At 70.3% G+C, this 25,289-nt stretch carries 23 protein-coding genes and 1 pseudogene; 16 read left to right on the top strand and 8 right to left on the bottom strand.

Features of this window, described 5'->3' with window-relative positions; translation table 11 throughout:
* The first annotated feature begins 7 nt into the window (after positions 1-7).
* Positions 8-679: a VOC family protein gene (locus ACFXI3_RS40340; RefSeq protein WP_378406883.1), complete on the top strand. Its 672-nt coding sequence runs from the start codon at positions 8-10 to the stop codon at positions 677-679.
* A 37-nt stretch (positions 680-716) separates the two neighbouring features.
* Positions 717-1,700, top strand: a complete 984-nt coding sequence (locus ACFXI3_RS40335) for an amidohydrolase family protein (RefSeq protein ID WP_378406881.1) — start codon at positions 717-719, stop codon at positions 1,698-1,700.
* A 229-nt stretch (positions 1,701-1,929) separates the two neighbouring features.
* Here the strand turns inward: ACFXI3_RS40335 and ACFXI3_RS40330 are convergent, their stop codons facing one another.
* Positions 1,930-2,505, bottom strand: coding sequence for a TetR family transcriptional regulator (locus ACFXI3_RS40330; RefSeq protein ID WP_378406879.1), 576 nt, complete (start codon positions 2,503-2,505; stop codon positions 1,930-1,932).
* Between the two features lie 75 nt (positions 2,506-2,580).
* On the opposite strand from ACFXI3_RS40330, the gene ACFXI3_RS40325 reads away from it, so the two are divergent.
* Positions 2,581-3,801: a cytochrome P450 gene (locus tag ACFXI3_RS40325; protein WP_378406891.1), complete on the top strand. Its 1,221-nt coding sequence runs from the start codon at positions 2,581-2,583 to the stop codon at positions 3,799-3,801.
* Between the two features lie 17 nt (positions 3,802-3,818).
* Here the strand turns inward: ACFXI3_RS40325 and ACFXI3_RS40320 are convergent.
* Positions 3,819-3,905 (bottom strand): annotated as a pseudogene (locus tag ACFXI3_RS40320) (hypothetical protein); the annotation flags it as partial.
* A 147-nt stretch (positions 3,906-4,052) separates the two neighbouring features.
* Here ACFXI3_RS40320 and ACFXI3_RS40315 point away from each other — a divergent pair.
* The 3 genes from ACFXI3_RS40315 (at position 4,053) to ACFXI3_RS40305 (ending at position 5,884) form a co-directional block, all read left to right on the top strand.
* The gene (locus tag ACFXI3_RS40315; protein WP_378406877.1) at positions 4,053-4,418 is read left to right on the top strand and encodes a VOC family protein; all 366 of its coding nucleotides are present in this window, start codon (positions 4,053-4,055) and stop codon (positions 4,416-4,418) included.
* A 162-nt stretch (positions 4,419-4,580) separates the two neighbouring features.
* Entirely contained in the window at positions 4,581-5,444 is an 864-nt protein-coding gene (locus ACFXI3_RS40310; protein ID WP_378406875.1) for a Ku protein, read from the top strand.
* A gap of 233 nt (positions 5,445-5,677) precedes the next feature.
* A complete protein-coding gene (locus ACFXI3_RS40305) occupies positions 5,678-5,884 on the top strand; it encodes a hypothetical protein (RefSeq protein ID WP_344276854.1) in 207 nt (68 codons plus the stop codon).
* Between the two features lie 264 nt (positions 5,885-6,148).
* Here the strand turns inward: ACFXI3_RS40305 and ahcY are convergent, their stop codons facing one another.
* The gene (gene ahcY, locus ACFXI3_RS40300) at positions 6,149-7,609 is read right to left on the bottom strand and encodes an adenosylhomocysteinase (RefSeq protein ID WP_378406873.1); all 1,461 of its coding nucleotides are present in this window, start codon (positions 7,607-7,609) and stop codon (positions 6,149-6,151) included.
* Between the two features lie 103 nt (positions 7,610-7,712).
* Here ahcY and ACFXI3_RS40295 point away from each other — a divergent pair, with 103 nt between their 5' ends.
* Entirely contained in the window at positions 7,713-8,465 is a 753-nt protein-coding gene (locus ACFXI3_RS40295; RefSeq protein WP_378406871.1) for a class I SAM-dependent methyltransferase, read from the top strand.
* A 171-nt stretch (positions 8,466-8,636) separates the two neighbouring features.
* On the opposite strand, the gene ACFXI3_RS40290 is transcribed toward ACFXI3_RS40295, so the two are convergent.
* The 3 genes from ACFXI3_RS40290 to ACFXI3_RS40280 all read right to left on the bottom strand — a co-directional run bounded on the left by ACFXI3_RS40290 (position 8,637) and on the right by ACFXI3_RS40280 (position 11,228).
* Positions 8,637-9,662, bottom strand: a complete 1,026-nt coding sequence (locus ACFXI3_RS40290) for a DNA polymerase IV (RefSeq protein ID WP_378406869.1) — start codon at positions 9,660-9,662, stop codon at positions 8,637-8,639.
* 370 nt (positions 9,663-10,032) lie between these two features.
* A complete protein-coding gene (locus tag ACFXI3_RS40285) occupies positions 10,033-10,302 on the bottom strand; it encodes a DUF3040 domain-containing protein (protein WP_370936541.1) in 270 nt (89 codons plus the stop codon).
* Positions 10,303-10,460: 158 nt separating this feature from the next.
* On the bottom strand, positions 10,461-11,228 hold the full coding sequence (locus tag ACFXI3_RS40280; RefSeq protein ID WP_378406867.1) for a right-handed parallel beta-helix repeat-containing protein: 768 nt from the start codon (positions 11,226-11,228) through the stop codon (positions 10,461-10,463).
* A gap of 153 nt (positions 11,229-11,381) precedes the next feature.
* Between ACFXI3_RS40280 and ACFXI3_RS40275 the strand changes: the two genes are divergently transcribed.
* From ACFXI3_RS40275 to ACFXI3_RS40265, 3 genes are all read left to right on the top strand, one after another.
* Positions 11,382-13,169 carry a serine/threonine-protein kinase gene (locus ACFXI3_RS40275; protein WP_378406865.1) on the top strand — a complete coding sequence of 596 codons (1,788 nt, stop codon included), beginning with the start codon at positions 11,382-11,384 and terminating at the stop codon, positions 13,167-13,169.
* A complete protein-coding gene (locus ACFXI3_RS40270; protein WP_344276835.1) occupies positions 13,166-13,990 on the top strand; it encodes an FHA domain-containing protein in 825 nt (274 codons plus the stop codon). Before ACFXI3_RS40275 ends, ACFXI3_RS40270 begins: the two co-directional genes overlap by 4 nt.
* A gap of 106 nt (positions 13,991-14,096) precedes the next feature.
* Positions 14,097-14,828 carry an FHA domain-containing protein gene (locus ACFXI3_RS40265; RefSeq protein WP_378406863.1) on the top strand — a complete coding sequence of 244 codons (732 nt, stop codon included), beginning with the start codon at positions 14,097-14,099 and terminating at the stop codon, positions 14,826-14,828.
* Here ACFXI3_RS40265 and ACFXI3_RS40260 read toward each other — a convergent pair.
* Positions 14,825-15,973, bottom strand: coding sequence for an epoxide hydrolase family protein (locus ACFXI3_RS40260; protein ID WP_378406861.1), 1,149 nt, complete (start codon positions 15,971-15,973; stop codon positions 14,825-14,827). The two genes, ACFXI3_RS40265 and ACFXI3_RS40260, sit on opposite strands and share 4 nt — an antisense overlap.
* A 98-nt stretch (positions 15,974-16,071) precedes the next feature.
* Here ACFXI3_RS40260 and ribA point away from each other — a divergent pair, with 98 nt between their 5' ends.
* Positions 16,072-16,707: a GTP cyclohydrolase II gene (gene ribA / locus ACFXI3_RS40255; RefSeq protein ID WP_344276826.1), complete on the top strand. Its 636-nt coding sequence runs from the start codon at positions 16,072-16,074 to the stop codon at positions 16,705-16,707.
* On the opposite strand, the gene ACFXI3_RS40250 is transcribed toward ribA, so the two are convergent.
* Positions 16,691-19,780 (bottom strand): discoidin domain-containing protein, encoded by a 3,090-nt coding sequence (locus ACFXI3_RS40250; protein ID WP_378406859.1) that lies wholly within the window; start codon positions 19,778-19,780, stop codon positions 16,691-16,693. The genes ribA and ACFXI3_RS40250 overlap by 17 nt on opposite strands.
* Before the next feature lie 260 nt (positions 19,781-20,040).
* Here ACFXI3_RS40250 and ACFXI3_RS40245 point away from each other — a divergent pair, with 260 nt between their 5' ends.
* The 5 genes from ACFXI3_RS40245 to ACFXI3_RS40225 all read left to right on the top strand — a co-directional run bounded on the left by ACFXI3_RS40245 (position 20,041) and on the right by ACFXI3_RS40225 (position 25,167).
* Positions 20,041-20,559, top strand: coding sequence for a hypothetical protein (locus ACFXI3_RS40245; protein WP_378406857.1), 519 nt, complete (start codon positions 20,041-20,043; stop codon positions 20,557-20,559).
* 196 nt (positions 20,560-20,755) lie between these two features.
* Positions 20,756-21,520, top strand: a complete 765-nt coding sequence (locus ACFXI3_RS40240; RefSeq protein ID WP_378406855.1) for a sulfite exporter TauE/SafE family protein — start codon at positions 20,756-20,758, stop codon at positions 21,518-21,520.
* 113 nt (positions 21,521-21,633) lie between these two features.
* Positions 21,634-23,886: a xanthine dehydrogenase family protein molybdopterin-binding subunit gene (locus ACFXI3_RS40235; RefSeq protein ID WP_378406853.1), complete on the top strand. Its 2,253-nt coding sequence runs from the start codon at positions 21,634-21,636 to the stop codon at positions 23,884-23,886.
* A gap of 1 nt (position 23,887) precedes the next feature.
* Positions 23,888-24,355, top strand: coding sequence for a (2Fe-2S)-binding protein (locus tag ACFXI3_RS40230; protein WP_378406851.1), 468 nt, complete (start codon positions 23,888-23,890; stop codon positions 24,353-24,355).
* Positions 24,352-25,167, top strand: coding sequence for an FAD binding domain-containing protein (locus ACFXI3_RS40225; RefSeq protein ID WP_378406849.1), 816 nt, complete (start codon positions 24,352-24,354; stop codon positions 25,165-25,167). Before ACFXI3_RS40230 ends, ACFXI3_RS40225 begins: the two co-directional genes overlap by 4 nt.
* Positions 25,168-25,289: the final 122 nt, after the last annotated feature.

The raw sequence follows: 25,289 nt of genomic DNA, 5'->3' as shown, positions 1-25,289 counted from the left end.
GACCGGCATGTTCCACCTCGATCACCTCTGCCTCGGCGTCCCCGACTTGGCCGACGGCGTCCGCCGGGTGCGGGAGGAGACCGGGCTCGCCTGCTACGACGGGGGCGCCTTCGCCGCCGGCATCGCGAACACGATCTTCCCGCTCGGCGAGGACGTCTACCTGGAGGTCGAGGCGGTGACGGCTCCCGCCGCCGAACGGGAGGCGGCGGTCGCCTGGTTCGACCGGGTCGTCGCGGACGGCGACCGGTGGATGTTCTGGAGCTTGCGCGCCGACACCCTCGAAGAGCTGGCCGAGATCGCGCGACGCCTCGGCGGCGAAGTGGCGCGGGTTCCGGGACGCGTTCAGCCCGACGGGACCCAGCGCATCATCACCACCGCGCCCGGCCCTGGCCGAGCGCTCGACTCGTGTTGGCGACGCGGGCTGCCGAACTGGTTCTACCGCGAGGATCCGGCCACCAACCCGGATCGCGGGGCGGCGGAGAACGGCGAGCGCGGGGCGGCGGTGACCGGGCTGGAGATCGGCGCTGATGCTCGGGAACTGAGGGAACACATCGGCGCCGAAACCTTCGACCGGCTGCCGCTGACCGTCGTGTCCGGCCCGCCTGGCGTGCACGCGGTCACAGTGCGCACCGCGACCGGACGCGAGGTCACCCTGCGCCGGGACCCAGCGGATTTGTAGAGATGCATTCACGAGAATGCGGGGAGGATCGACACAAATGATCATCGATGTGCACGCCCATTACTTTCCTGCCGCGTATCGGCCGATGCTGGGAAAACTGGCCGCGAAATCCGGAGCGTCGACCACGGCGAGTTCGGTGCTGGGGGAGCGCAAGACGCTCGCGGTGATGACCGACGAACCCGGAATGATCGAACAGCGGATCGCCATGATGGACGAGGCCGGAGTGGAGCGGCAGATCCTCTCCGCCGCCGGTATCGCGCCTTACGCGGCAGAATCCCGGGTGGCGGTCGAGGCGGCGCGGGTCCTCAACGACAGCTACCGCGAGCTGACCGCTTCGCACCCCGGCCGGTTCTCGTCCTTCGTTTCCCTGCCCTTGCCGCACATCGACGCGGCACTCGAGGAAATGCGGCGCGGGCTGGACGAACTGGGCATGGCCGGCGTGACCATGAACTGTTCGGTGTTCAACCGCTCGGCAGCGGAAGAGGAATTCGAACCGCTGTACGAGGAGATGAACGCGCGCGGCACGACTCTGTTCTTTCATCCGGCTCAAAACGGCATCTGTTCGCCGTTCATCAACGACTACGGCTTCACCGCGGCAGCCGGTGCGTCCCTTGAGGACACTGCCCTCGTCCTCCATCTGATCAAGCGGAACATCCCGGTGCGGTATCCGGACATCAAGATCGTCATCCCGCACCTGGGCGGCATGATCCCGATGCAGCTGGCGAGGCTCGACGGCCAGGCGAACACGCCGGATCTGCTCAGCCCGCCCAGCGTGATGGCCCGCAGCCTGTACTACGACACTGTCGGATGGGGTTCGCAAGCCGCCCTCCGGTGCGCCTGCGAAGCCTTCGGCGCCGACCGCCTCCTGCCCGGCAGCGACTTCCCGATTCTGCTGTCGGTCGAGTCCTACCGGCGGACGTTCGAGTACATCAAGGAATCCCGCTTGGCCGCCGAGGAGATCGAGGCGATCCTCCATCGCAATGCGCGGGCTCTCTTCGACTTCGACATGGTGCCGCGGTGACGACCCGCAGTCACACGGGCCTAACTGCTGCATCTGCTCCGGCACCGGCGGCTGACGATGGATCTGCGGCAGCCGCTGGGCGACGGGACGCCGGCCGGGGTGGCCGGGTGACGGGCCGAGTGGATCTGGCACCGGAGGCAGTCGCGTCGGCCATCGACCCTGCGACAGCCTCGACCTCGCATGCGCTGGCCGGCGGGGATGTGGCGACAGGCAACGTCGGGGGTCTGGTCTAGAGGTTGAGCCCGGACTCCAGGTGCGCCAGTGACCTGTCGATCTCGGCCGGGCCGTCCATGGCGGGGTCTTGGGCCCAGCGCATCCACGTCATGGCTACGACCCCGAGAACCGCACCCATGACGTTCCGTATCCGGGGATCGTCGGGTCGGCACCCGGCCCTGGCGGCCAGGATCTCGCCGATCTGCCGGATCAAGCCGGGGCTCTTGCGCAGGTTGGCCGCCACCAGTTCGGGAACGGTCGCCGCGAACACCTCCCGCGCGTGCCCGGCGGCGATCTCTTCCGCGGAAAGGCCGGCGAACGCGGTGCGGAACGCGCCGCGCAGCGCACTGACCGGCGCCGCGGCAGGCGGTTGCGCCTTCAGCGCCTCGATCAGCGGCGGGAAGCGGTCCAGCGTGACCAAATCTTCCTTCGTCGGGAAGTAGCGGAAGAACGTGGCGCGCGAGACCTCGGCGGCCTCGGCGATCTGCTCGATCGTGGTGGCGCTGTAGCCGCGTTCGCGGAAAAGCCGGAATGCCTCCCGGAGGATCGACTCCCGGGTCTTGACCTTCTTGCGTTCACGCAGCCCGCTCATTCAGTGATCATACTTGACGCACAAATGATACTGCAGTCTCATAAGAGACTCGACTATCGATATGGAGTGTGTCCGTTGAACGATCACCACCGTGACAACCCGGTCGCCTTGCCCGCCTCGCGCACTCCCGGCTGCCCGTTCGACCCACCCCCACAGCTGACAGAGCTGGCGCGGCAGCGCGAGCCGCTGATCCGCCTCGCCTTCCCGGACGGGCACGTGGGGTGGCTGGTGACCGGCTACGAGGCCGCGCGCGCTGTGCTGTCGGACGACCGCTTCACCATCCGGCCCGAGCTGCGGCACTCTGCGCTGCCCCGTCCGAACGTCCGCCCCGGCGGCCATGACAAGCCTCCCGCGCCCGGCTGGTTCGCCAGCATGGACCGGCCCGAGCACACCCGCTACCGGCGCCTGCTCACCGGCCGGTTCACCGTTCGCCGGATGAAAGCCCTCGAACCGCGCATCGTGCAGATCGCCTCCGATCGCCTGGACGCGATGGCCGAGGCCGGTCCGCCGGCGGACCTCGTGCCGGCCTTCGCGCTCCCGGTCCCGTCCCTGGTGATCTGCGAACTGCTCGGCGTTCCCTATCGCGACCACGCGTTCTTCGAGGAACAGACCACGGTGGTCGCCAGCCTGGACAGCACAGTGGAACAGGCCATGGAAGCTATGGGGAATCTTTCTCGCTACCTGAGCGAGTTGGTGCGGCACAAGCGAACCACGCCCGCCGACGACCTGCTGGGCGGCCTGATCGTCGAGACCGGCCTGAGCGATGAGGAACTGACCAACATCGGCTTGCAGCTGCTGGTCGCCGGACACGAGACCACCGCGCACATGCTCGCCCTGGGCACATTCGCGCTGCTGCAACACCCCCAGCAGCTTGCCGGCTCCGCACTGGACGAAACCGCGGTCGAGGAACTGATGCGCTACCTGACCATCGTCCACCTGGGCGCACCCAACCGCGCCGCGCTGGAGGATGTCGACCTAGCGGGCCAGCTCATCCGCAAGGGCGAAACCGTGGTCCTGGGGTTGCCCGCGATCAACCGGGACCCCAGGCAGTTCGCCGACCCTGACATCCTGCGGCTCGACCGCGCCAATGCCAAGCACCATCTGGGTTTCGGGCACGGTGTGCACCAGTGCCTTGGCCAACAACTCGCCCGGATCGAGATGCGCATCGCCTATCGCGCGCTGTTCGAACGCTTCCCGACCCTGCGCCTGGCTGTCCCGGCCGAGGAAATCCCGATGCGGGAGTCTTCAGCCGTCTACGGGACGTGGCGGCTCCCCGTCACCTGGGACCGGAACTGACATCCAGACCACCGCCCGGAGTCGTTGACCGACAGCCCGATGACGGTGAGCAAGGCGGCCAGGAAGACACCGTCGACCGATTTGCCCAGCCAGGCGAACGCGCCGACAACCACAACTCGTACGGCCTGGCGGGCCGGACGCTATGAGTGAGCACAACGAAGCCCCCGATGGAGCCACATGCCAACTGTCGCCTGTCGTCACACCGCGGTCGGCCGCCCCACGACCAGCGGCAACTGTGCCAGGATGAACACATGTTCGATGGACTGCGCACGATCGTGTACCCGGCCGACGACCTGGCGGCGGCCAAGGAATGGTGGACCCGCGTGCTCGGGGTGCCGCCGTACTTCGACGAGCCGTTCTACGTCGGCTACAGCGTGCACGGCTACGAGCTTGCCCTCGACCCGAACGGCCGCGCGGAGAACGGCGACGGGCCGGTCACGTACTGGGGAGTGTCCAATGTGGAAGCGGCGGTGGCGAAGCTGGTCGGGGAGGGGGCGGCCGAGCACTCGGCGGTGACCGACTTCGGCGGCGGGATCCGGACCGCGCTGGTGCGCTCGCCGGACGGGAATCTGGTCGGGGTGATCGAGAACCCGCATTTCCCGGGGACCCCGGCCTGACGAGCACGCGGCCGTAAGGGGGCACTGCCGGGGAGCGGTCGCGTACTCGCGGTGGCCGTGCGCAGGCCCCCTACGTGCGCGGACTGTCGGATTCGGACGATCGCGGCTACGGTGGTCACCGAGCGTGAATACGTACCGGCGAACTCGGCGGAGGTGCGCGGCATGCGGTCGATGTGGAAGGGCTCGGTGTCCTTCGGGCTGGTCAGCATCCCGATCCAGCTGTACGCGGCGACCGAGAACAAAAACGTGTCGCTGCGCCAGGTGCACGTCGCCGACGGCGGGCGGATCCAGTACAAGCGGTTCTGCTCGATCGACGGCGAGGAGGTGCCCTACTCCGACATCGCCAAGGGGTACGAGCTGCCCGACGGCGAGATGGTGGTGATCACCGACTCCGACCTCGCCGAACTGCCGCTGCCCACCCAGCGTTCGATCGACGTGCTCGAATTCGTGCCGCTGGAGTCGATCGACCCGATCCGGTTCGACCGCACCTATTACCTGGAGCCGCAGAAGAACGCGGTGAAGCCGTACATCGTGCTGCGCGACGCGCTGCAGAAGGCGAGCCACGTGGCGATCGCGAAGGTCGCGGTGCGCCAGCGGGAGAGCCTGGCGCTGCTGCGCGTCGTGGACGACGTGCTCGTGATGACCACGATGCTGTGGGCCGACGAGGTCCGGGTCCCGGATTTCCCGTTCCTGCACGAGGATCCGCCGCAGGTCCGCCCGCAGGAGGTGACGATGGCGGGTTCGCTGATCGACTCGCTGTCCGAGCCGGTCTTCGAACCGGAGAAATACTCGGACTCCTACCGGGAAGCGCTCGAAGCGATGATCGAGGCGAAGGCGGGCGGCGGCGAGACGGTCGGCGCGCCGAAACAGGGGGAGAAGGCCGAGGTCGTCGACCTGATGGCGGCGCTGGAGGCGAGCGTGTCGGCGGCGAAGAAAACCCGCGGGCCCGCCAAGGAGACGAAGAAAACCGCCGGCGACGGCAAAGCGGCGGCGAAGAAGCCGGCTCGGCGGCCGAAGAGCGCCTGACCGGGGCGGCCGGGGATGTTCCGCGACGCGGAACAGTGAAATTTCACCGCCGCCGTCCGGAAAACGGCGATCGTCACGCCCGGTGAGCGAGCGCGGCGGACTTCACCGGACCGAGTGGGCCGACACGCCGCCGGGTATCCTGCCGCGGCGAGTTTTCCAGTGGTACCAAAGAGGAGTCCGGCCCGGAGCAGCGGAGCCGGGGATTCGAAAACCTGAGCGGAAGGCGGCTGAGCATGGAGTGCGCGTTCTGCACGAGCGGCATCGACCACTGTCACGGAACCCTGGTGGTCCACCCGGACCGCGGGTTCGCCGAGTGCACGGATCCGTCCTGCCTGGACCTCGACCGGGTCCGGCACGGCCTGATCATCGACTGTCACACCCTCGACGCCGGGTGCGCCTGCACCGGAGCGGCGAAACCCCTGCTGCGGCACGCTTCCTGACCGCCGGCCGCACCGGGCCGACCGGCCCGCGCGGCCCCGGCGCCGGTACCCGATCGGGTACCGGGCCGTGTACAAGCTGCTTGGCAGTGTGCTAACACTACCGGGGGTCCTTCGGCTCTCCCTCCCCCTCGGAGCCGGAGGACCCCTTTCAGCTTCGGCGCGCCGAACCCGCGCGATCTCCGTCGCGGAACGGCCGGAACCACGCGCATCCGGCGCGGACCCCGCTTCGCCCCGCAGAATCCGGCGCATCCGGCGCTCCCGGCCTCAGTAGCGGTAGTGGTCCAGTTTGTACGGACCGTCCACGTCCACGCCGATGTACTCCGCCTGCTCCTTGCTGAGCTTCGTCAGCCGGACGCCGAGCGCGTCCAGGTGCAGCCGCGCGACCTTCTCGTCCAGGTGCTTCGGCAGCCGGTACACGTCGTTCGCGTAGTCGCCCGGCTTGGTGAACAGCTCGATCTGCGCGAGCACCTGGTTCGCGAACGAAGCGGACATCACGAACGACGGGTGCCCGGTCGCGTTGCCGAGGTTCATCAGCCTGCCCTCGGACAGTACGATGATCGCGTGCCCGTCCGGGAACCGCCACGTGTGCACCTGCGGTTTGACCTCGGTCTTGACGATGCCCGGGACCTTCGCCAGCCCGGCCATGTCGATTTCGTTGTCGAAGTGGCCGACGTTCGCCACGATCGCCTGGTGCTTCATCCGCCCCATCTGCGCGGCGGAGATGATGCCGAAGTTGCCGGTGGTGGTGAGGAAGAGGTCGGCGCGCTCCACGACGTCGTCGAGTTCCACCACGTCGAGCCCGTCCATCGCGGCCTGCAGCGCGCAGATCGGGTCGACCTCGGTCACCACGACGCGCGCGCCCTGTCCGCGCAGCGCCTCGACCGCGCCCTTGCCGACGTCGCCGTACCCGCACACGACGGCGTACTTTCCGCCGATCATCACGTCCGTGCCGCGGTTGAGGCCGTCCGGGAGCGAATGGCGGATTCCGTACTTGTTGTCGAATTTCGACTTGGTGACCGAATCGTTGACGTTCATCGCCGGGAACAGCAGTTCGCCGTTGGCCGCGAGCTGGTAAAGCCGGTTCACGCCGGCCGTGGTCTCCTCGGTGACGCCGCGCATCGCTCCGGCGATCCGGGTGAACCGCCGCGGCTCCTCGGCCAGGCTGGCGGCCAGGGTGCGCAGCAGGATCCGGTAGTCCTCCGGGTCGTCCTCGTGCGCGGCGGGCACCGCGCCCGCCTTCTCGAACTCGGCTCCCTTGTGGACGAGCAGGGTCGCGTCGCCGCCGTCGTCGAGGATCATGTTCGGCAGGTCGCCGCCGGGGAAGCGGAACAGTTGGTCGGTGCACCACCAGTATTCGTCGAGGGTTTCGCCCTTCCACGCGAAGACCGCGGTGCCCTGAGGGTGCTCCGGAGTCCCGTTCCGGCCGACGACGACGGCCGCGGCCGCTTCGTCCTGGGTGGAGAAGATGTTGCAGGACACCCAGCGCACCTCGGCGCCGAGCGCGACGAGCGTTTCGATCAGCACCGCGGTCTGCACGGTCATGTGCAGCGAGCCGGCGATGCGCGCGCCCTTGAGCGGCTGGGATTCCGCGAATTCGCGGCGGATGGCCATCAGGCCGGGCATCTCGTGCTCGGCGAGGTCGAGCTGGATGCGTCCGGCCGCGGCGAGCGACAGGTCGGCGACCGCGAACTCCAGGCCGTCGACGGTGCGCGGGGTGGGCGACATTTTCCGGTCCTTTCAAGGTTTTTCGGGCAGAATCGGTCGCGGACGCCTTGCTGGCGCCCGAAGAGGGAGGCGCGCGCGGTGCGGATCAGGCCAGAATGACGGCATGACAGAGCGCGCGTTGAGTTTTGGGTCGGTGGCCGCGGCGTACGAGCGGTTCCGCCTGGGGTATCCCGCCGAACTAGTCGAGAAGGTGCTGGACTACACGGGCACGCCGGTGGGCGAGGCGCTCGAAATCGGGGCCGGGACAGGGAAAATGACCCGGCTGTTCGCGGCGCGGGGGATCGCGGTCACCGCGACCGACCCGGATCCGGCGATGCTCGCCGAACTGCGCGAACACGTGTCCGCCGAAACTCGCGTGGGCGCGCTGGAAGACCTGCGGCCGGACCGGCAGTACGGACTGGTGTACTCGGCCTCGGCGCTGCACTGGACGGACCCGGCCGGGCGGTGGCCGCGCATCGCCGCCCTGCTCGCTCCGGGCGGGGTGTTCGCGTCGTTCGGCGGACCCGTCGAACCGGCGGATCCCGCGGTGCGGAAAGCGATCGACGAGGCTCAGGCACCGTTTCTGGAGAGCGCGCAGATCCCGTCGCCGGACGGCACGCCGCCGGAGAACGAACTCCAGTGGCCGGGCACCGAACTCGAGCAGTCGGAGTTGTTCGCCGACGTCCGGCAGGTCGTCGTCCAGCAGCGCGCGACGCTGAGCGCGGACGACCTCATCGGACTGCTTTCCACCGTCTCGGCGTACCTGGTACTGCCGATTTCGGTGCGGGAGCAGGTTTTCCAGCGGATCCGGCGAGTGTTGCCGGACACGGTCGAACTGGTCTCCGACCACACGGCGCACCTCGCACGACGGTGCTGACCGGGCCGGAATCGCCAATGGCACGCGGCACCTCCTGAACCAGGAGGCGCCCTTCGCTCGTACTCTCGCGGGCCGAGCGTGGCGGGGAAACCCCGTCGCAGCGCCTCTCGGCCCCGAGCCGCGCCCCGGCGGGCGCGTGGGTTCCACCTTGGCAAGCCCGGCGCGGGGCTGTCAAGCGCGCGGGAACTCCGCGCGGACGCCGAGCAGCCGCACCGGTTTGCCGAAACTGAAGCGGCCCAACAGGTCCTGCGCCGCCGCGGCGAGCACCGCCGGATCCGACGACGGTGCGGGCAGCGTCACGCTGTGGGTGTGCGTGAGGAACGGCGCGAACCGCACCTTGACCGCGACGCGCGCCGCGGGACGTCCCTCGTCCGCGACGTCCTGCGCGACGCGGGCGGCCAGGGTCGCGGTCTCCCGTGCGATGGCCTCGGGGTCGGTGAGGTCTTGCTGGAATGTTGTTTCCCTGCTTCGGGAACGCGCGACGTACGGGGTCGCGCTGACCTCGGCGTCGCTGATGCCGCCGGCCAGCAGGCGGTACCACGGGCCGAGTTTCGGCCCGAACCGCGCGGCGAGCGCGTCCGGATCGGCGGCGGCGAGATCGAGAATGGTGGAATACCCGGCTTCGGTCAGTTTCTTCGCGGTTTTCCGGCCGATTCCCCACAGCGCGTCAGTGGGCCGTTCCGCCATGACGTCCCACCAGTTTTCCTGGGTGAGCCGGTAAATTCCGGCCGGTTTCGCGAAACCGGTGGCAAGCTTGGCGCGAAGCTTGTTGTCGCCGATCCCGACCGAGGACGAAAGCCCGGTTTCTTCCTCGATTCCGCGCCGGATTTCCGCCGCCAGAGCTTCGGGATCGCCGGCGGTCGCGCCGAGGAAGGCTTCGTCCCAGCCGAGCACCTCGACGACCACCGGGAACTCCCGGAGCCGGGCCATGACGCGGTCGGAGACTTCCTGGTAGGCCGGGGCGTCGACGGGGAGGAGGACGGCGTCCGGGCAGCGTTTGACGGCCAGCCGCAGCGGCATGCCGGAGTCGATGCCGAACTCGCGCGCCTCGTAGGACGCGGTGGCCACGACGGCGCGCTCGGCCGGATCGCCGTTCCCGCCGACGATCACCGGCCGCCCCCGCAACTCCGGCCGCCGCGCCACCTCGACGGCGGCGATGAACTGGTCGAGATCGACGTGCAGCACCCACTCGGACACGGAACCAGTGTGCGGTGTGCGGGGCTAGTGGCGCATCCGGAGGCGGCGGGGTGGGGTTGGGTGGCGTTCGGGGTGGGCTGGAGCGGCTGACCGGTGTGCGGGGCGGGCGGCGCATCCGGAGATGCCGGGTTGGGCATGCCCGCGCTAGATGGCATTCCGGACGGGGCGAGCAGTCGGATTGAACTCGATCCGGCCCAGCGCGGTCCCTGCCGGAGCGGCCTTCCGGCCGGATGCCGCGGCGACCGTCGTGCCCGGCTTGGTCAGGAGTTGCCGCAGGACTTGCCGACGCGTCGTTGCGCTGCGGTCCGGGTTGGACGCGGGCCAGCCCGCACCGCGACTGCCCGTAATTCCCGCGGCGAGCGTCAGCCGGTTACCCGCGGTCGCGGCATCCGGCGACGTGCGCCGCCACCCCGCCCGCCGCCGCGAACAGGGAGCACACCGTCAGCACTGGGCTCGACCCGACGAGACCGGCCACCAGGAGGCCGCACGCGGCGACGTCCAACAGGATCGCGAACGCGGTGAGCAGCGCGGCGGAGCGGGCCGGTTTGCCGCGGCGCAGGGCGGCGGCCAGTTCCGGGTCGCTGGTTTCGAACCAGCGCTCGATCTTGTCCAGCTCGACGCGTTCGTGGTGACTGAGCATGGAGGTCTCCTTCGGCGGCCCGCGTGCCGTCCTGGAGGAAGTACCCGCCCCGTCTCGTCGTGAACCGCGTCGCCTCCGATTCACCCGACTGCCCGAATCCGGCGGGAATCCGGGCAGTTCCGGTCACCGTGCGCTGTCGGCCGGACCGTCCACATTGGTCACGGAGCGCAAGCGGGCTCCGGGCCGACGTAGCCCTCGCGCGAGGAGTCGTCGATGCCGACCTCGCACGGGATCGACGGGTCCACGCGGTTGCCTTCGACGCGGGCGCCGGTCGAGTGGATCGCCAAGCCGATCGCGTGGTCCGGGCCGGCGGCGAAGGTGTTGCCGGTGATGGTGGCCTGCTGGACGTCCTCGAACATCAGCGTCTGCGAAGCGACGAGCGTCTCGCAGAAATTGTCCTTGATGAGAAAATCGGTGGTGTGGCCTTTTCCGTCGCCTTGGCCGTCGTTGGGGCCTTCCGCCATCAGGCACATGTTGTCGATTTTCTCGCAGCGGTTTCTTTCGATCCGGATGTGGTTGCTCGGCGGGCTGTCGCTGGAAAAGGTTTGCATGCAGTCGGCGTGCGCGCCGTCGCGGTTCACCGTCTTGCTGATCGTGTTGTGCTCGATGGCGATGTAGTCGCCGAAGAACCGGATGCCGTCGCCGTCGCCGCCGTGCGGAGCGGTGATTCTGCTGTTCTTCAGCGTGACGTGATTGCCGCGGATTTCGACGCCGGGCGCGGACGGTTCGTCGAGGGTGAAGCCGTCGAGGACGACCCAGTCGGCGTCGACGTCGATGCCGGACAAGGATTTCCCGGCGCCGGAGTACACCCGCGGGTGGTCCGGCGTGCCGCCGGCGGTGATGTGCAGTCGCGAGTCGGCGGCGTGTGCGGCAGGGGCGAAGACGGCCGCCAGGACAAGGGCGGAGGAGAGGACGAGGGCGCGCATCGGAACTCCTTCGATCGCGCGGACGGGGACGTCGGCGAAGGTAGGGCCGATCGGCGGGAGGGGTCCCGGGCCGCTTTCTGCCGACGGAGGTGATGCAGTATCGTTACTGCGAGTTACCTCACAGAGGGTCGGACCACGCCGAGGGGAGCGTCGGTGGACGCGGACCAGCTGATCGCGGACCGGTACCGGCTGCTGGAGCGGGTGGGCAGCGGCGGCATGGGCGTCGTCTGGCGGGCGCACGACGACCGGCTCGGCCGCGAGGTGGCGCTCAAACAGGCCCGGCTGTCCGACGTGGTGAGCGGGCGGACGCTGCGCCGCGAGGCCCGGCTGGCAGCCGGGGTGCTGCATCCGAACGTGGTCACCTTCTTCGACGTCGCCGCCGACGGCGACGAGCTGTGGCTCGTGATGGAGTACGTCCCTTCGCGCAGCCTCGCGGAAATCCTCGCCGCGGAGGGAAGGCTGCCCGCGCGCAAGGTCGCCGAAATCGGCGTCCAGATCTCGGCGGCGCTCGGCGCGGTGCACGCGCACGGCATCGTGCACCGCGACGTCAAGCCGGGCAACGTCCTCATCGCCTCGGACGGCCGCGCGAAGCTCACCGATTTCGGCATCTCCCGCTCGGTCCGCACGGACGAGACGGTGACCGATTCGCCGCTCATCGGCGGCACGCCGGACTACCTCGCCCCGGAGGTCGCGCAAGGGCATCCGCCCACCGCGGCGTCGGACGTTTTTTCCTTGGGGGCAACACTTTTCGCCGCCGTCGAGGGCAAACCGCCGTTCTCCGGCGGCAACGAGTACGCCACGATCCGCCGGGTCGCCGAGGGCTCGGTCCCGCCGCCGCGGCACGCGGACGGGCTCGCGCCGACGCTGGAGCTGCTGATGCGGCTCGACCCTGCGGAACGGCCGACCGCGGTGGCGGCGGGGGAGCTGCTGGCTGAGGGGATCGACACCCTGCCGGTCGACGTGCCGCCGCCGCCCGGCAAGCGGCGCGGGCTGCTGATCGCCGGGGTGGTCGTCGCGGCGGTCGCGGTCGTGGTCGCCACGTATTTCGTGACCCGCCCGGCGAAAACCTCGCCGCCGGTCGCCCCGGTGGCCCAGACGGAGCTCGGGATCGGCCCCGACCCGCGGGCCGCGGATCCGTGCCGGCTGGTCGATCCCGCGCCGCTGAAACCGTTCGGCGATCCGGAAGTCGTCCCGGACTACGGGAATTTCAACCGCTGCGACGTGATCCTGCACCAGGGAGATCTGAAGGCGGACGTCCTGGCGGAGCTGCACGATCCGCCGGCCGCGCCGCTGGAGGGCACGCAGTCGAAGTCCGGGCCGTTCACGGTGTTCGGTGCCGCGGACAAGGACCAGTGCGTGCGGCAGATCCCGCTGCAGGACCGATTCGTGGTGCAAGTGACGGCCAAGAAACAGGACGACGTCTACAAGCTCGACCTGTGCCAGGCCGCGGACGCCGCGGTCGGCTCGGCGACGAAAGCCATGACTGCGGCCGGGGTTCCGGCGCGCGCATCGGCGTTCCCGGCGGGTTCGCTGGCCTACGTGGACGCGTGTTCCCTGCTCGACGCGGTCACGATCACCTCGGCGGCCGGGGTCGTGGCACCGGTCCAGATCAAGCCCGGGTTCAGCGGCTGGTGGTGCGACTGGAAGAGCCCGGCGAGCGACCGTTCGGTCACCGTCATGTTCGACCGGGACCAGCCGCCGGACAGCACGACCGGCCAGCTCGTGCAGGTCGGCGGACACGACGCGTACCTCAAGACCAACGATTTCGCCGACGGCAGCTGCCAGGCGGTCCTCGTCTACCGTTCCTACACCGACCCGCACGGGGAACCGAGAGTGGAACGGCTGCGGGTTGTGGTGAAGGGCGACGGGCCGCCGGAACGGCTGTGCGCGCCGGCGTCCACCTTGGCCGGTTCGCTGGCCGGAAAGCTGCCGAAGACATGACCGCGTTCGCCGGCGGCACGCCGGAAGAGCTGGGCCCGGACCACGGCAGCCTCGCGCACGGAGTCCCGCCTTCCCCTCCGGGCACGATTTTCGCGCTCGCCGTCACCGGCGGCGTGCGGATGCCACCGCGCGACGGGAGGCAGGTGCTGTTCGGCCGCAACCGCGACGACGTGCACGTGTGCGTCGGCGAGGACGACCGGAAAGTCAGCCGCCAGCAGGGATTCCTGGTGCGCCGCAGGGATTCCTGGTGGATCCACAACACCGGGAAGCTGCCGATCCGGCTGCCCGGCTCGCGGCTGCTGTTCCCGGAGGAGGAACCGGTGCCGCTGGCCGAGGGCTACACCGCGGCATTCGTGCGCGGTTCGGCCGGGCGCGAGCATCTGCTGGAGGTGTACGTCGCGGGCGCGGACGGCCGCCGCCCGGATTCGCGGCCGCAGGACGTCACCGAACCGCCGCGGATGTGGCGGCTCACCCCGGACGAACGGCTCGTCCTGGTTTCGCTCGCGCAGCGGTATCTGCTGCAGGACCAGTATCCGCAGCCACTCGCGTGGCGGCAGGTGGCGGAGCAGCTGTCCGAGCTGAAACCGGAAGCGCGCTGGAGCGGCAAGCGCGTCGAACACCTCGTCGGCGCCGTGCGCGCCCGTCTGGCGCGTGCTGGAGTGGCCGGGCTGACGAGGGAGGAAGTCGGCGAACCGGTCGGGAACGCGTTGAACGACAACCTGATCAAGGAACTCCTGCTGTCGACGTCGCTGGTCCCGCCGGACCTGGCGCTGCTCGAACCCGGCGACGATCCGGGAGGGGTCCCGGCTCCTCCTGCTTGACTCGCGGTGCGCGGCGGATCCGGCCCCGCGCCCCCGGAGGGCCGTCGCGGTCGCCCGGCCGGGGTCGGCAGCGGCTCCGCAGGGGGTGTCCGTGGCAGGGGAGGCGATGCGGACGCTGCCCGCGGGACACCCGAGCCTCGCGCTCGGGTTCGCGTCGCCGCCGGGCACGCTGGTGGTGCTGGGACGCGCGGGGGGAGTCCTGGTGCCGCCGGCGGCGCGCGGGCCGGTCACGTTCGGGCGGAACACCGCGGAGGTGACGGTGCCGCTCGGCGAGGACGACCGGCGGGTCAGCCGCTGTCACGGCGTGCTGGAGCAACGCGCGGGCCGATGGTGGGTGCGCGCGACCGGCAAGGTGCCGCTGCGGCTGCCGCGGTCGCGGTTGTTGTTCGCCGGAGCCGCGCCGGTCCCGCTGCCGCCCGGCTATCTGCCGGTGTACGCGCGCGGTTCGGGGGACCGCGAGCACGTGCTGGAGGTCCGGATCGCGGACGGAACGCCGACGTCGGCCCCGGCCGGACGGCTGCGGCCGGACGAACGGCTCGTGCTCGCGATGGTGGCGCGGGGATTCCTGCGGCGGGAGGAACGGCCGCGTCCGGTGCCGGTTTCGCTGGCGGCGCGCCGGTTGTCGGCGCTGGACCCCGATGGCGGCTGGACTGCTGAAGTCGTGGCGGCCGTGCTGGACTCGGTGCGATTCCGGTTCCGGCCGGGATCCGCGGACGACGATCTGGTGGCGGCGCTGGTTTCGGCGGCGGTGCTGGTGCCGCCGGATCTGGCGTTGCTGTCGCCCGCGTTGCCGCCGGTGGGGGAGGACGAGTGGATGCCGTCCACCTGGGGCAGCTAAGCGGTCCGGAACGGGCGGAAGAAGTCCCGCAGCTCCTGCGCGTACAACTCCGGCTCCTCGAACGGCGCGAAATGCCCGCCGCGCTCAGGCTCGGTGACCCGGACCGTGTTGGCCATCCGGTCGAGCCACGCGCGCGGCGTGCGGACGAGATCAGCCGGGAACAGCGAGAATCCCGATGGCACTTCGACCCGCCTGGCGTACTGCTCCGGCGGGATCGCGGCGTTGGCCCGGTACATCCGCATGGCTGAGCCGATGGTCCCGGTGAGCCAGTAGACGGTGACGTTCGTGAGAATCTCGTCCTTCGTGAAGGCGCGCTCGACATCTCCGTCGCAGTCGCTCCACGCGCGGAGCTTCTCCACGATCCACGCGGCGAGCCCGGCAGGCGAATCGGTGAGCCCCACGGCCGCGGTCTGCGGTTTGGTGCGGTGCATCGCCGCGTACGCGCCTTCGGCCGCGCCCCAAGCCGTGACGTCCTGGAGCCAGCTGCGTTCCTCCGGCGTCACGTCGTCCGGGACGACCACGGGCAGTCCGCCGTCCATCCGGTGCACGGCGACGACCCGGTCCGGGTGGTCGAGGGCGAGGAAGCGGCTGACGCTGCTGCCGATGTCGCCGCCCGCCGCGGCGAAGCGCGGGTAGCCGAGCACGGTCATCAGCTCGGCCCACAGTCCGGCGACGGCGATCGAATCGGGTGCTGGGCCGGTGGGGCGGTCGGAATAGCCGTAGCCGGGCATGTCCGGGACGATGACGTCGAACGCGTCCGCCGGGTCGCCGCCGTGCGCGGCGGGGTCGGTGAGCAGCGGGACGACCTTCGAATAGCGCCAGAACGAGTCCGGCCAGCCGTGGGTCAGCACGAGCGGCAGCGCCGGACCGTTCGGCGCGACCGCGCGGGCGTGCACGAAGTGGATCCGCGAATCGCCGAGCCGGACTCGGTAGCGGGGCAGCTGCGCGAGCGCCGCCTCCTGCTTCGCCCAGTCGAAGTCTTCCGCCCAATAGGTGATCAGTTCGCGCAGGTAACCGACGTCCGCGCCGAGCGCCCAGCCGTCTTCCGGAGCGTCTGGCCAGCGGGTCGCGCGCAGCCGGGAGCGCAGGTCGGCGAGCTGCGCGGGATCGGTTTCCGGGGCGAACAATTCCGGGCGGTCGGCCATGCCCTCGAGCCACGTGATCTCGGCCGCACTCCGGGAACGCGTTTCTGTCGGTGGTTCTGGGTAGGGTCGGAATCGTTCAGGGGGAAAGGAGTTGCCCGATGACGACAGTTCCACAGGTGCGCACCCGTGTGCGGATCCCGCTGCGGTTCGGCGACGGGCCGGCGGTGCCCTCGGAGGCGGTCACGTTCACGGGGTTGTCCGACGGGCTTGAGCATCTTGCCTTCGTGCTGGGCAAACCCGGCCCGGTGCCGTTGGTGCGCCTGCATTCGGAATGCCTCACCGGCGACGTGTTCGGCTCCGCGCGCTGCGATTGCGGCCCGCAGCTGGCGGAGGCTGTCGCGCGGATTTCCGAGGTCGGCGGGTACCTGCTCTATCTGCGGCAGGAAGGCCGCGGAATCGGGCTGTACAACAAGCTCGACGCGTACGCGTTGCAGGATTCCGGTTTGGACACCTACGCGGCTAATGCCGCGCTCGGCCTGCCGGAAGACGCGCGCGACTACACCGCCGCCGCGCAAATGCTCACTGTGTTCGGCGTTCAGCAGCTGGATCTGCTGTCGAACAACCCGGACAAGGCCGCACAGCTGGCCCGGCACGGTCTCGCGGTGCGCGAACAGCTCCGCACCGGGGTTTTCGCGAACGAGAACAACGTCCGGTATCTGCGCGCGAAAGCCGAGCAGACTGGGCACACGCTCGCGTTGCCGTTTGGGGAGTGGTCGGCTAGTTCGGCGGTGTGAGGGCGGAGACGCGGGTGAGGCTGGCGTCGCCCGGTCGCCAATCCAGGGTGCGGACGGCTAGGTACCGGACCGGTTCGGCGAGTGCGACGGAGACGGTGCGTTTCCGGTCGGGGCGGGCAGCCTCGGTGTAGACGACGCCGTCAGTGCTGGTCTCGACGACGGTGGCGGGCACGCGTCCGGCCGTCCAGGCGAGTTCGGCAGTCGCGATCGGCAGCGGGGCGCCGAGGTCCACGACCAGCCGGCCGCCGGGGCCGGGTTGCCACGCGGTCGCCGGGTTGTCGTCGACGGCGGCGTCCGGGCTGGTCATTCCGGGCGGCAACGGTTCGGCCGGGAAGGTCACGGCACCGAGCGCGCGGTCGTTCAGCGGGTACGGCCGGGTTCCGGCGAAGACGACGGGCACAGTGTGGCGCGGCGGCAGCGCGACTGTGCGCGGACGGCCGCCGGTCGGGGTCACGGTCACGACTGTCGCGGTCAGTCCGGGCGGCGCGGTGAGGTCGACGCGGCTGGCGTCGTGCACGACGGCGGTCAGGCCGGGCGGTGCGACGGCGCCGAACATGCCGCGCACGATGAAGCGGGGCGGTTCGATCCGGCCTTCGGCGGGGGCAAGTTCGTAGCTGAACGAGCTGCCGGCCGCGGTGACTTTCTGCGTGCCGCGGTACAGCGGCAGTGCGGTGCGCTCCAGCGGCAGCGAAGCGGTTCCGGACGCGGGTGCCGCGGAAAGGTTTGCCAGCACTAGGAAATCGTCCGTGACACTCGTGTGGATTCCGGTCGCGGTGGCGCGGGGCCGCTGAGCGAGCTTCGGCAGATTCACCCGGCCGGGATACAGCTCGGCCAGCAGCGGCGCGGGCGGACCGGCGGAGAGCGTGACGTGGTCGTTCGTGACGGTGAGCGGATTCGGGCTGGTCACGACGATCCCGGCCCGGCCGTCGACGTCCAGCCAGCCGCCGGTGCTGTGCAGCGCGGGCACCGGATAGGTCGCGACGGGGGTCCAGGCGACGCCGTCGGGCGAGGTTTCGATCCGGTACTTCCGTCCGGCGGCCGCCTCCCAGCTCAGGCGGACCCGGTCGAACTTCCGCGGCGCTCCGAGGTCGACGGCCAGCCAGCTGTCCGCGCGCGTCCGGTCCGATGTGGACACTGCCCAGCGGGTGGCGGGATTCCCGTCGGTGGCGTATTTCGCCTCCTTGCCCGAGGCGGCCGACGATGCGGACGCGGTCCCGGCCAAGGCGAGGTCGGGGCCGTCGCCGTCGTGGATTTCGAACGACCAGAGCGAGTAGCCGTACTGCGGATCCGGCTGCACGCCAAGCATCCGTACGTGCCGCGCGGTCAACGGCGCGAAGTTCAGGCTGTCAGTGCGGGCACTGGTCGAAGAGGGTTGCGCCGGGAGCGTCACGGAACCCTCGGCGGCGGTGTAGGTGCGATCGCCGTCGAGGCCGGGAACGCCTGGCATGGCGAGGTTGTAGACGTTGAGCACGCCTTCGTCCGACGCGACACCAGTGCTGACGTAGACCGCGGCACCGGTGGGGAGAGTGGCGAGCGCGGCGTATCCGGTGTCGAAGCGCAGAACGCCGACGGTGCCGTCGAATCCGTCGCGCACTTTGCGGTAAGTCGTGGCGTGGCGCTCGCGCACCGCGAGGTTCGTGGCGGGCAGCAGCATCGGATTGGCTCCGCCGAGTACGAACAGCCAGTCGTCGTGGTTCGGCTGCCAGGCGAATTTCACGAAACCGGGTTTGCTGACGGTCGCGGCCCACGCGGCAGGGGAGCGGTGGGCCAGCAGGCCCGGCCCGGTGCCGAAATCGGCGGCGTGCGCGGCGTGGGCATCGAATTCTTCCTTGCGCACCGCACTGATCGGGCCGCCGTGCTCGGCGCGCCATTCGTGCAGCAGATAGCTGATGGCGAGTTCGGCGCGGGCTTCCGGTTCGTATTTGGGTTCGCCGGAGAACTTCGTGATCCGGTCGACCGGCGGGTACGCCTGGTACGGCTCCAGCCGCGCGGCCAGCTGGGCCTCGGCGCACGCGGCGTAGCGGTCGCCGAGGACTTGGGCGCGGAAAGCGAGCGGGATGACGTCGCGGCCGTAGAGGTGTTCGCGGTCGGCGACCATCGGCATCAGCGGTTCGCCGGCGTCGCTGGTCATCAGGAGCATGGTGCGCCACAGCAGTTCGCCGTTCGGCTGCGCGGTGAGCACCTCGGGCAGCGGGCCGCCGGCGGCGAGGAAGTGCATCGCGTTGCGGCCGGACGTGCGCCAGAGTTCTTCCTGGTAATGCGGCCCGAACGAGCCGTGGTTCTCGACGAGGAACGTGTCGTACAGGTTGGTGGCGGTGTTGTCGCTGATCGGTTTTCCGTCCACCAGACGGGGATTCGCCAGATCGGCCGCGGGCAGACCGCCCTCGTTCCGGCTCCAGGAACCGAAGGCCGCGCGCCATTCGGGAGCGCGCGGATCGTTCGGCGCCCAGGCGAGCGCCGGGGCGAGCGACTGCGCGTAGACGCCCATCTCTTCGAGCTTCGTGTCGCCGACGTAGCCGCCGCGCAGGCCGTTGGGCGTCCAGTCGCCGGAAGCGGGGTCGTTGCCGGTGCCGAGGCTGGTCGTGTAGGCAGCCTGCTCGGTGGCGATGCGCTCGACGTTCCGTTGCGTCGCGGCGTCCAGCTCTGTCCACAAGAGACGGGCGGCGAGCTGGAAGTAGGACTGGAAAGTGGTGTCGAAGAACAGTTTCCGGCCCCATTCGGCACCGCCGGTGAGCCGGTTCGAGGCGGCGAAGTGCTTGATGGTGGCGAGGGTGTGCACGCGGAGGGTTTCGCGGTCGACCCCGGCGACGGCGGCGTCGTAACCGTCGCGGGTCAGCAGGAGCGCGTTGCCGAGGACGACCGCGAAGGTGAAGTCGCGGGCCGGGTAGATCCCGGCAGCCGGGTCGAACTGCTGCTCGGCCCAGCGGGTGTGGCGGAGGAGAACCCGCAGGTAGGTGGCCGCGATGGGGTCCGGAGCAGCCCGGGGCGTCGCTTGCGCTGTTCCGGCGGTGAGGAGGAGCGTGGCTCCGGCGCCTGCGAGACCGAGCGCCTGCCGCCGGGTGAACCTGTCCATCCCGCGTCCTCCAGAATCGCTGACAACCTTGTCAACGCGGATTCTGTGCGGCGGCCGAGCGCCCGGGCAAGCATCCAAGCCGATCCCGTCCGGTTTCGGACAATGACGGACGAGGTTGTATAACGCCCTATACGTCTCGGCTGGGGAGCGCGGAGGCGGCGGAACGCGTGCCGCGGTGGGAACGATAAGTTCTGCAACCGCAGGTGATCGAGAAACCCCGTTCTGGGGGACGATCCGCTAGCCGAGGCCAGGGGGAACGCGTGAACGAGCCGGTGCGGACAGCGACCGCTGACCTGTACGTGGACTACGGACACTTCTCCGTCACCGACTACGCCGCGGATGTCCCCGAACTGGGCGCTGCCTACGCGAACGGCCTCGTCGGAGTGGATTCCGGCGGGGCGGCTGTTCTCACCGGCACCGCGACGGGCAGGGTCACTGTGAGCTTGCAGGTGCTCGACGCAGAACCCTGCTCGGTCGAACTCGACGGCTGGGACGAAGTCTCCGAGGTGTCGCTGGACAGCGAAGAGGGATTCCTCCTCGTCCACAACACGATGGACGGCCCGCCGCGGGAACTCGACGAAATCGCCTATGTGGGGCCCGGAACCTACCGGGTGCGCGTGCACGCCCGCGGCCGCGACATCGCCCCCCACTCCCGCGCCGACACTCCCAACGAGCACTACCTGATCTCCGTATGGCCGGCACCGGAAACATCGCCGACCGTCCACAAACAGACCGACAGGTTCGGTCACGAAGTCCGTGCCCGGGAGGCGAAGCGGTGACGTCTCGCCGCACAAGCTGAAACGCGCGGACCGGTCGTCCGGGTGACCAGCAGGGGGAACCCGGGCAACTAGAGCCGGTTTCAGTGACAGGCACGACCTGAGACACGCACTAGACGTCCAGGCGACACCTGCCTACCGCGCTCACCACCGCGTCCCCCGCCGAAGAGTGCCGGGACCGCCGTGTTGAGATGACAACGTGATCACTGGTCCCGGCGGATTCCTGCTTCTCGTGCTGGCCGGGGTCGGGGCCGGGCTGACCGGCGCGACCGCTGGCCTCGCGTCGCTGGTGTCGTACCCGGCGCTGCTCGCCGCCGGGCTGTCGCCGGTGACGGCGAACGTCACCAATACCGTCGCGATGCTGGGAACGACGGCCGGGGCCGCGGTCGGCGCGCGTCCGGAGTTGAAGGGCCAGGGTCGCCAACTGCTGCCGTTGTGCCTGATCACGACGGCGGGCGGGGCGTGCGGCGGGCTTGTGCTGCTCGTCAGCTCGCCGGACGCGTTCACCGTCGTCGTGCCGTGGCTGATCGGCGGTGCGTCGATCGTACTGATGGCCGGACCGCGGCTTCGGCGGATGGCCGAGCACCGCGAACACCGCGGGATCGGCCCGCTCACCGGGATCGCCGCGTTCCTCGTCGGCGTCTACGGCGGGTACTTCGGAGCCGCGGCCGGGGTGCTGATGCTCGCGCTGCTGACCACGGTGTGGAGCCAGTCGCTGGCTCGCACGAACGCGGCGAAGAACATCGCCACCGGCACCGCGAACCTGATCGCAGCGCTCGTCTTCGCCTTCACCGGCAAGGTCTTCTGGCCCGCGGCGATCGCGGTGTGCCTCGGGTCGGTGGCGGGTTCGTGGCTGGGCTCGGTGCTGGTCCGCTATCTGCCTGCGACGCCGTTGAGGATCGCGATCGGTCTGGGAGGGCTTTCTTTGGCAGCGGTGCTGGCTTGGCAGGCTTACTCAGGTTGAGCCACGCCGCCGCACGCACTCCTCGCCGCGATTCCGGCGTGGCAAACCCCTTGATGCTGACGCGCGGCCTCCGATGCGGGCATAGTCGGCGGGGTACCCGAGCAGGAGGACAGATGAGCATTGTCGGCACCCGGGTGGTGCGCGTCGAAGACGAGAAGCTGATCACCGCGGGCGGAACGTACGTCGACGACCTCAAGGAAGAAGCGCTCGACGGCGCCGTGCACGCGGTTTTCGTGCGCAGCCCGATCGCGCACGCGCGGATCGCCGGCATCGACGTGGAGGAAGCCCGCACCGCGCCGGGTGTCGTCGGCGTGTACACCGCGGCGGACCTCGATCTCGAACCGGGCAAGGCCGGGCCGGTCGCGGAGCCGTTCCTGGCCGCGGACGTCGTGCGGTACGTCGGCGAGCCGGTCGCGCTGGTGCTCGCCGAGGAGCGGTACCAGCTCGCCGACGCGGCGGAACTGGTCGACGTGGACTACGACCCGCTCGAACCGGTCGTGGATTTCGACGCCGCGCTCGCCGGGGAGACGCTGGTGTTCCCGGACCACGGCAGCAACGTGGTCCACTCGAAGGGCCCGGCGGAGTTCGACGATTCGGTGTTCGAGGGCTGCGACGTCGTCGTCACCGAGGACATCCTGAACCAGCGCGTGGCCCCGGCTCCGGTCGAGCCGCGCGGCGCGTCCGTCGCGTGGGGCGAGGACGGCCGGGTCACGGTGTGGCTTTCCACGCAGAACGCGCAGCTCGCCCGCGACCTCGTGGCCGGCGGGCTCGGCGTCGGCAAGGACCGGGTGCGGGTGATCGCGCCGGACGTCGGGGGCGGGTTCGGGGCGAAGATCGGCGCGGACCCGGAAGCGACGCTGCTCGCCTGGGCGTCGAAGCGCGCCGGTCGCGCGGTGCGGTGGGCCGAGTCGCGCAGCGAGAACCTCACCTCGATGACGCACGGCCGCGCGCAGCGCAACACCGTGACCATCGGCGGCAAGCGCGACGGAACCGTGCTGGCGTACCGGCTCGACGTCCTCCAGGACACCGGCGCGTACCCGCGGGCACTGTTCCTCCCGTCGCTCACCGAGCTGATGGCCCCGGGCGTCTACCGCTTCCCGGTGGTGCAGACGCGAAGCCGCGGCGTGGTCACCACGACGACGCCGATCGCGGCCTACCGCGGCGCTGGCCGTCCCGAGGCGACCGCGGCGGTCGAGCGCGCGATCGACCTGTTCGCCGCGAAAATCGGGATGGACCCGGCCGACGTCCGGCGGGTCAACTTCATCCGTCCCGAGGAATTCCCTTACCAGACACCGACCGGCGGCTCCTACGACACCGGCGAGTACGCCGCGGCGCTCGACAAGGTGCTCGACGCGGCGGGATACGCGCAGCTGCGCGAGGAGCAGCGGAAGCGCCGCGAGGCCGGGGATCCGGTCGCGCTGGGGCTCGGCATCGCCTCCTACGTGGAGATCACCGGCGGCGACGCGGGAGGCGAGAGCGGCCGGGTCGACGTGCACCCGGACGGTTCGGTCACCGCGTGGACCGGAAGTTCCCCGCACGGGCAGGGGCTCGGGACGTCGCTGGCGATGCTCTTGTCGGACCAGCTGGGCCTGCCGCTGGACAAGATCACCGTGCGGCACGGCGACACCGACGAGGTCCCGCGCGCGGTCGGCACCTTCGGCTCGCGGTCGCTGCAGCTCGGCGGTTCGGCGATCCGGCGGGCGGCCGAGGAGGTCGTCGCGCAGGCCCGCCAGGTCGCGGCGGAACTGCTCGAAGCCGCGCCGGACGACCTGGAGCTGGACGTCGAACGCGGCGTCTGGCAGGTCCGCGGCGCGCCGTCCAGCACGACGCTCGACTGGGCCAGGGTCGCCGCCGAGGCGGAAGGCTTCACCGCCGACGTCTGGTTCGGCGACGGCGCTCCGACTTTCCCGTTCGGCGCGCACCTCGCGGTCGTCGAGGTGGACACCGAAACCGGCAAGGTCGAGGTGCGCCGGCTGGTCGCGCTCGACGACGCGGGCCCGATCGTGAACCCGCTGACCTTCCGCGGCCAGCGGCACGGCGGGCTCGGCCAGGGCATCGCGCAGGCGCTGCTCGAGGTGATGAGCTACGACGCGGACGGCAACCCGACGACGGCGACGCTGGCCGACTACTCGTTCGTCACCGCGCCCGAGCTGCCCGATTTCGAACTGGTGGACATGGAGACGCCGACGACCCGGAACCTGCTGGGAGTCAAGGGGATCGGCGAGGCGGCGACGATCGGGTCGACGCCTGCGGTGCACAACGCGGTGGTCGACGCGCTCGCCCACCTCGGCGTGACGCACCTGGACATGCCGACCACCCCGCTGCGGGTGTGGACGGCGCTGAACGACGCTAGGAAGGCGAACTGACGTGCGGGTCTCGATCGAGGTGAACGGGAAGACGGTCGAGCGGGAGGTGCCCGACCGCACCCTGCTCGTGCACTACCTGCGGGACACCGCGGGCCTCACCGGCACGAACATCGGCTGCGACACCACGTCCTGCGGGGCGTGCACGGTGCTGCTCGACGGCGAATCGGTGAAATCCTGCACGGTGCTGGCCGCGCAGGCGGACGGGCACGAAGTGACCACTGTGGAGGGTCTGGCCTCAGGAGACAGCTTGCATCCGGTGCAGCGCGCGTTCCGCGAGCAGCACGGCCTGCAGTGCGGCTTCTGCACGCCCGGCATGATGATGGCGACAGTGTCGCTGCTGAAGGAAAACCCGAAGCCGACCCGCGACGAGGCCCGGGCGGCGCTGGAGGGCAACCTCTGCCGGTGCACCGGGTACCACAACATCGTGAGCGCCGTGATCGAAGCGTCCGGCCAGGAGGTGACGCGGTGATCCCGGCTGGCTTCGCCTACCGGCGTGCGTCCACTGTGGACGAAGCGCTCGCGTTGCTCGCCGAACACGGCGAGGACGCGAAGCTGCTCGCGGGCGGGCATTCGCTGCTGCCGTTGATGAAGCTCCGGTTCGCCGTGCCGGAGGTCGTGGTGGACATCGCGCCGTTGCGGGAGCTGAAGTTCGTCCGGGCCGAGGGCGGCGAGGTGGTGATCGGGGCGTTGTCCCGCTACCACGACCTCGAGCACGACCCGGTGCTCGCCGAGCACGCGCCGCTGCTCGCGCACGTGTCCGGATCGGTCGGCGACCCGCAGGTACGGCATCGCGGGACGATCGGCGGGTCGCTGGTGCACGCCGACTCGGCGGCTGACCTGCCCGCCGCGGTCCTCGCGGCGGACGGCGTGCTCGTCGCGCGCGGGCCGGGAGGGGAGCGGCGGATTCCGGCCGCGGAGTTCTTCCTCGGGCCGTTCACCACGCCGCTGGAGCCGGACGAATTGCTCACCGAGATCCGGCTGCCCAGCCAGGCCGGACTCGGCTGGGGCTTCGAGAAGTTCACCCGACGGGCCATCGACTGGGCGATCGTCGGCGTCGTGGTCGCCGGACGTTCGGTCGGCCTGATCAACATGGGCGGCACGCCGCTGCGGGCGTCGGCCACCGAACGCGCGCTGGCCGGCGGAGCCACCGCGGCGGAGGCGGCGAAACTGGCCGCGGAGGGCACTTCGCCGCCGGACGAACCGCACGCCACGGCCGAGTACCGCCAGCACCTCGCCCGGGTCCTCACCGCCCGGGCCCTTGCCGCAGCCGGCGTCGCCTAGCCGTCCGTGAAGGGCTCCTTGAGGGAATCAGATTCCCTCAAGGAGCCCTTCACGGCTTTTCCGGGACCGGAAAGCGACGGCGGAATTACGCCCGCCGCGGGCGGGCCGCGGGGGCCCGGTGA

The sequence above is a fragment of the Amycolatopsis sp. NPDC059235 genome, assembly GCF_042754125.1.
In the GTDB taxonomy this organism is placed as follows: Bacteria; Actinomycetota; Actinomycetes; order Mycobacteriales; family Pseudonocardiaceae; genus Amycolatopsis; species Amycolatopsis albidoflava.
This window is presented reverse-complemented; position numbering and strand designations above follow the sequence as displayed.

What these genes read in the sequence shown, in the direction of transcription:
- ACFXI3_RS40250 (WP_378406859.1), bottom strand. Translation starts at nt 19,780, where the DNA reads ATGGACAGGTTCACCCGGCGGCAGGCGCTCGGTCTCGCAGGCGCCGGA.
- ACFXI3_RS40315 (WP_378406877.1), top strand. Translation starts at nt 4,053, where the DNA reads ATGTTCGATGGACTGCGCACGATCGTGTACCCGGCCGACGACCTGGCG.
- ACFXI3_RS40260 (WP_378406861.1), bottom strand. Translation starts at nt 15,973, where the DNA reads ATGGCCGACCGCCCGGAATTGTTCGCCCCGGAAACCGATCCCGCGCAG.
- ACFXI3_RS40310 (WP_378406875.1), top strand. Translation starts at nt 4,581, where the DNA reads ATGCGGTCGATGTGGAAGGGCTCGGTGTCCTTCGGGCTGGTCAGCATC.
- ACFXI3_RS40305 (WP_344276854.1), top strand. Translation starts at nt 5,678, where the DNA reads ATGGAGTGCGCGTTCTGCACGAGCGGCATCGACCACTGTCACGGAACC.
- ACFXI3_RS40280 (WP_378406867.1), bottom strand. Translation starts at nt 11,228, where the DNA reads ATGCGCGCCCTCGTCCTCTCCTCCGCCCTTGTCCTGGCGGCCGTCTTC.
- ACFXI3_RS40285 (WP_370936541.1), bottom strand. Translation starts at nt 10,302, where the DNA reads ATGCTCAGTCACCACGAACGCGTCGAGCTGGACAAGATCGAGCGCTGG.
- ahcY (WP_378406873.1), bottom strand. Translation starts at nt 7,609, where the DNA reads ATGTCGCCCACCCCGCGCACCGTCGACGGCCTGGAGTTCGCGGTCGCC.
- ACFXI3_RS40330 (WP_378406879.1), bottom strand. Translation starts at nt 2,505, where the DNA reads ATGAGCGGGCTGCGTGAACGCAAGAAGGTCAAGACCCGGGAGTCGATC.
- ACFXI3_RS40270 (WP_344276835.1), top strand. Translation starts at nt 13,166, where the DNA reads ATGACCGCGTTCGCCGGCGGCACGCCGGAAGAGCTGGGCCCGGACCAC.
- ribA (WP_344276826.1), top strand. Translation starts at nt 16,072, where the DNA reads ATGACGACAGTTCCACAGGTGCGCACCCGTGTGCGGATCCCGCTGCGG.
- ACFXI3_RS40295 (WP_378406871.1), top strand. Translation starts at nt 7,713, where the DNA reads ATGACAGAGCGCGCGTTGAGTTTTGGGTCGGTGGCCGCGGCGTACGAG.
- ACFXI3_RS40265 (WP_378406863.1), top strand. Translation starts at nt 14,097, where the DNA reads ATGCGGACGCTGCCCGCGGGACACCCGAGCCTCGCGCTCGGGTTCGCG.
- ACFXI3_RS40235 (WP_378406853.1), top strand. Translation starts at nt 21,634, where the DNA reads ATGAGCATTGTCGGCACCCGGGTGGTGCGCGTCGAAGACGAGAAGCTG.
- ACFXI3_RS40335 (WP_378406881.1), top strand. Translation starts at nt 717, where the DNA reads ATGATCATCGATGTGCACGCCCATTACTTTCCTGCCGCGTATCGGCCG.
- ACFXI3_RS40340 (WP_378406883.1), top strand. Translation starts at nt 8, where the DNA reads ATGTTCCACCTCGATCACCTCTGCCTCGGCGTCCCCGACTTGGCCGAC.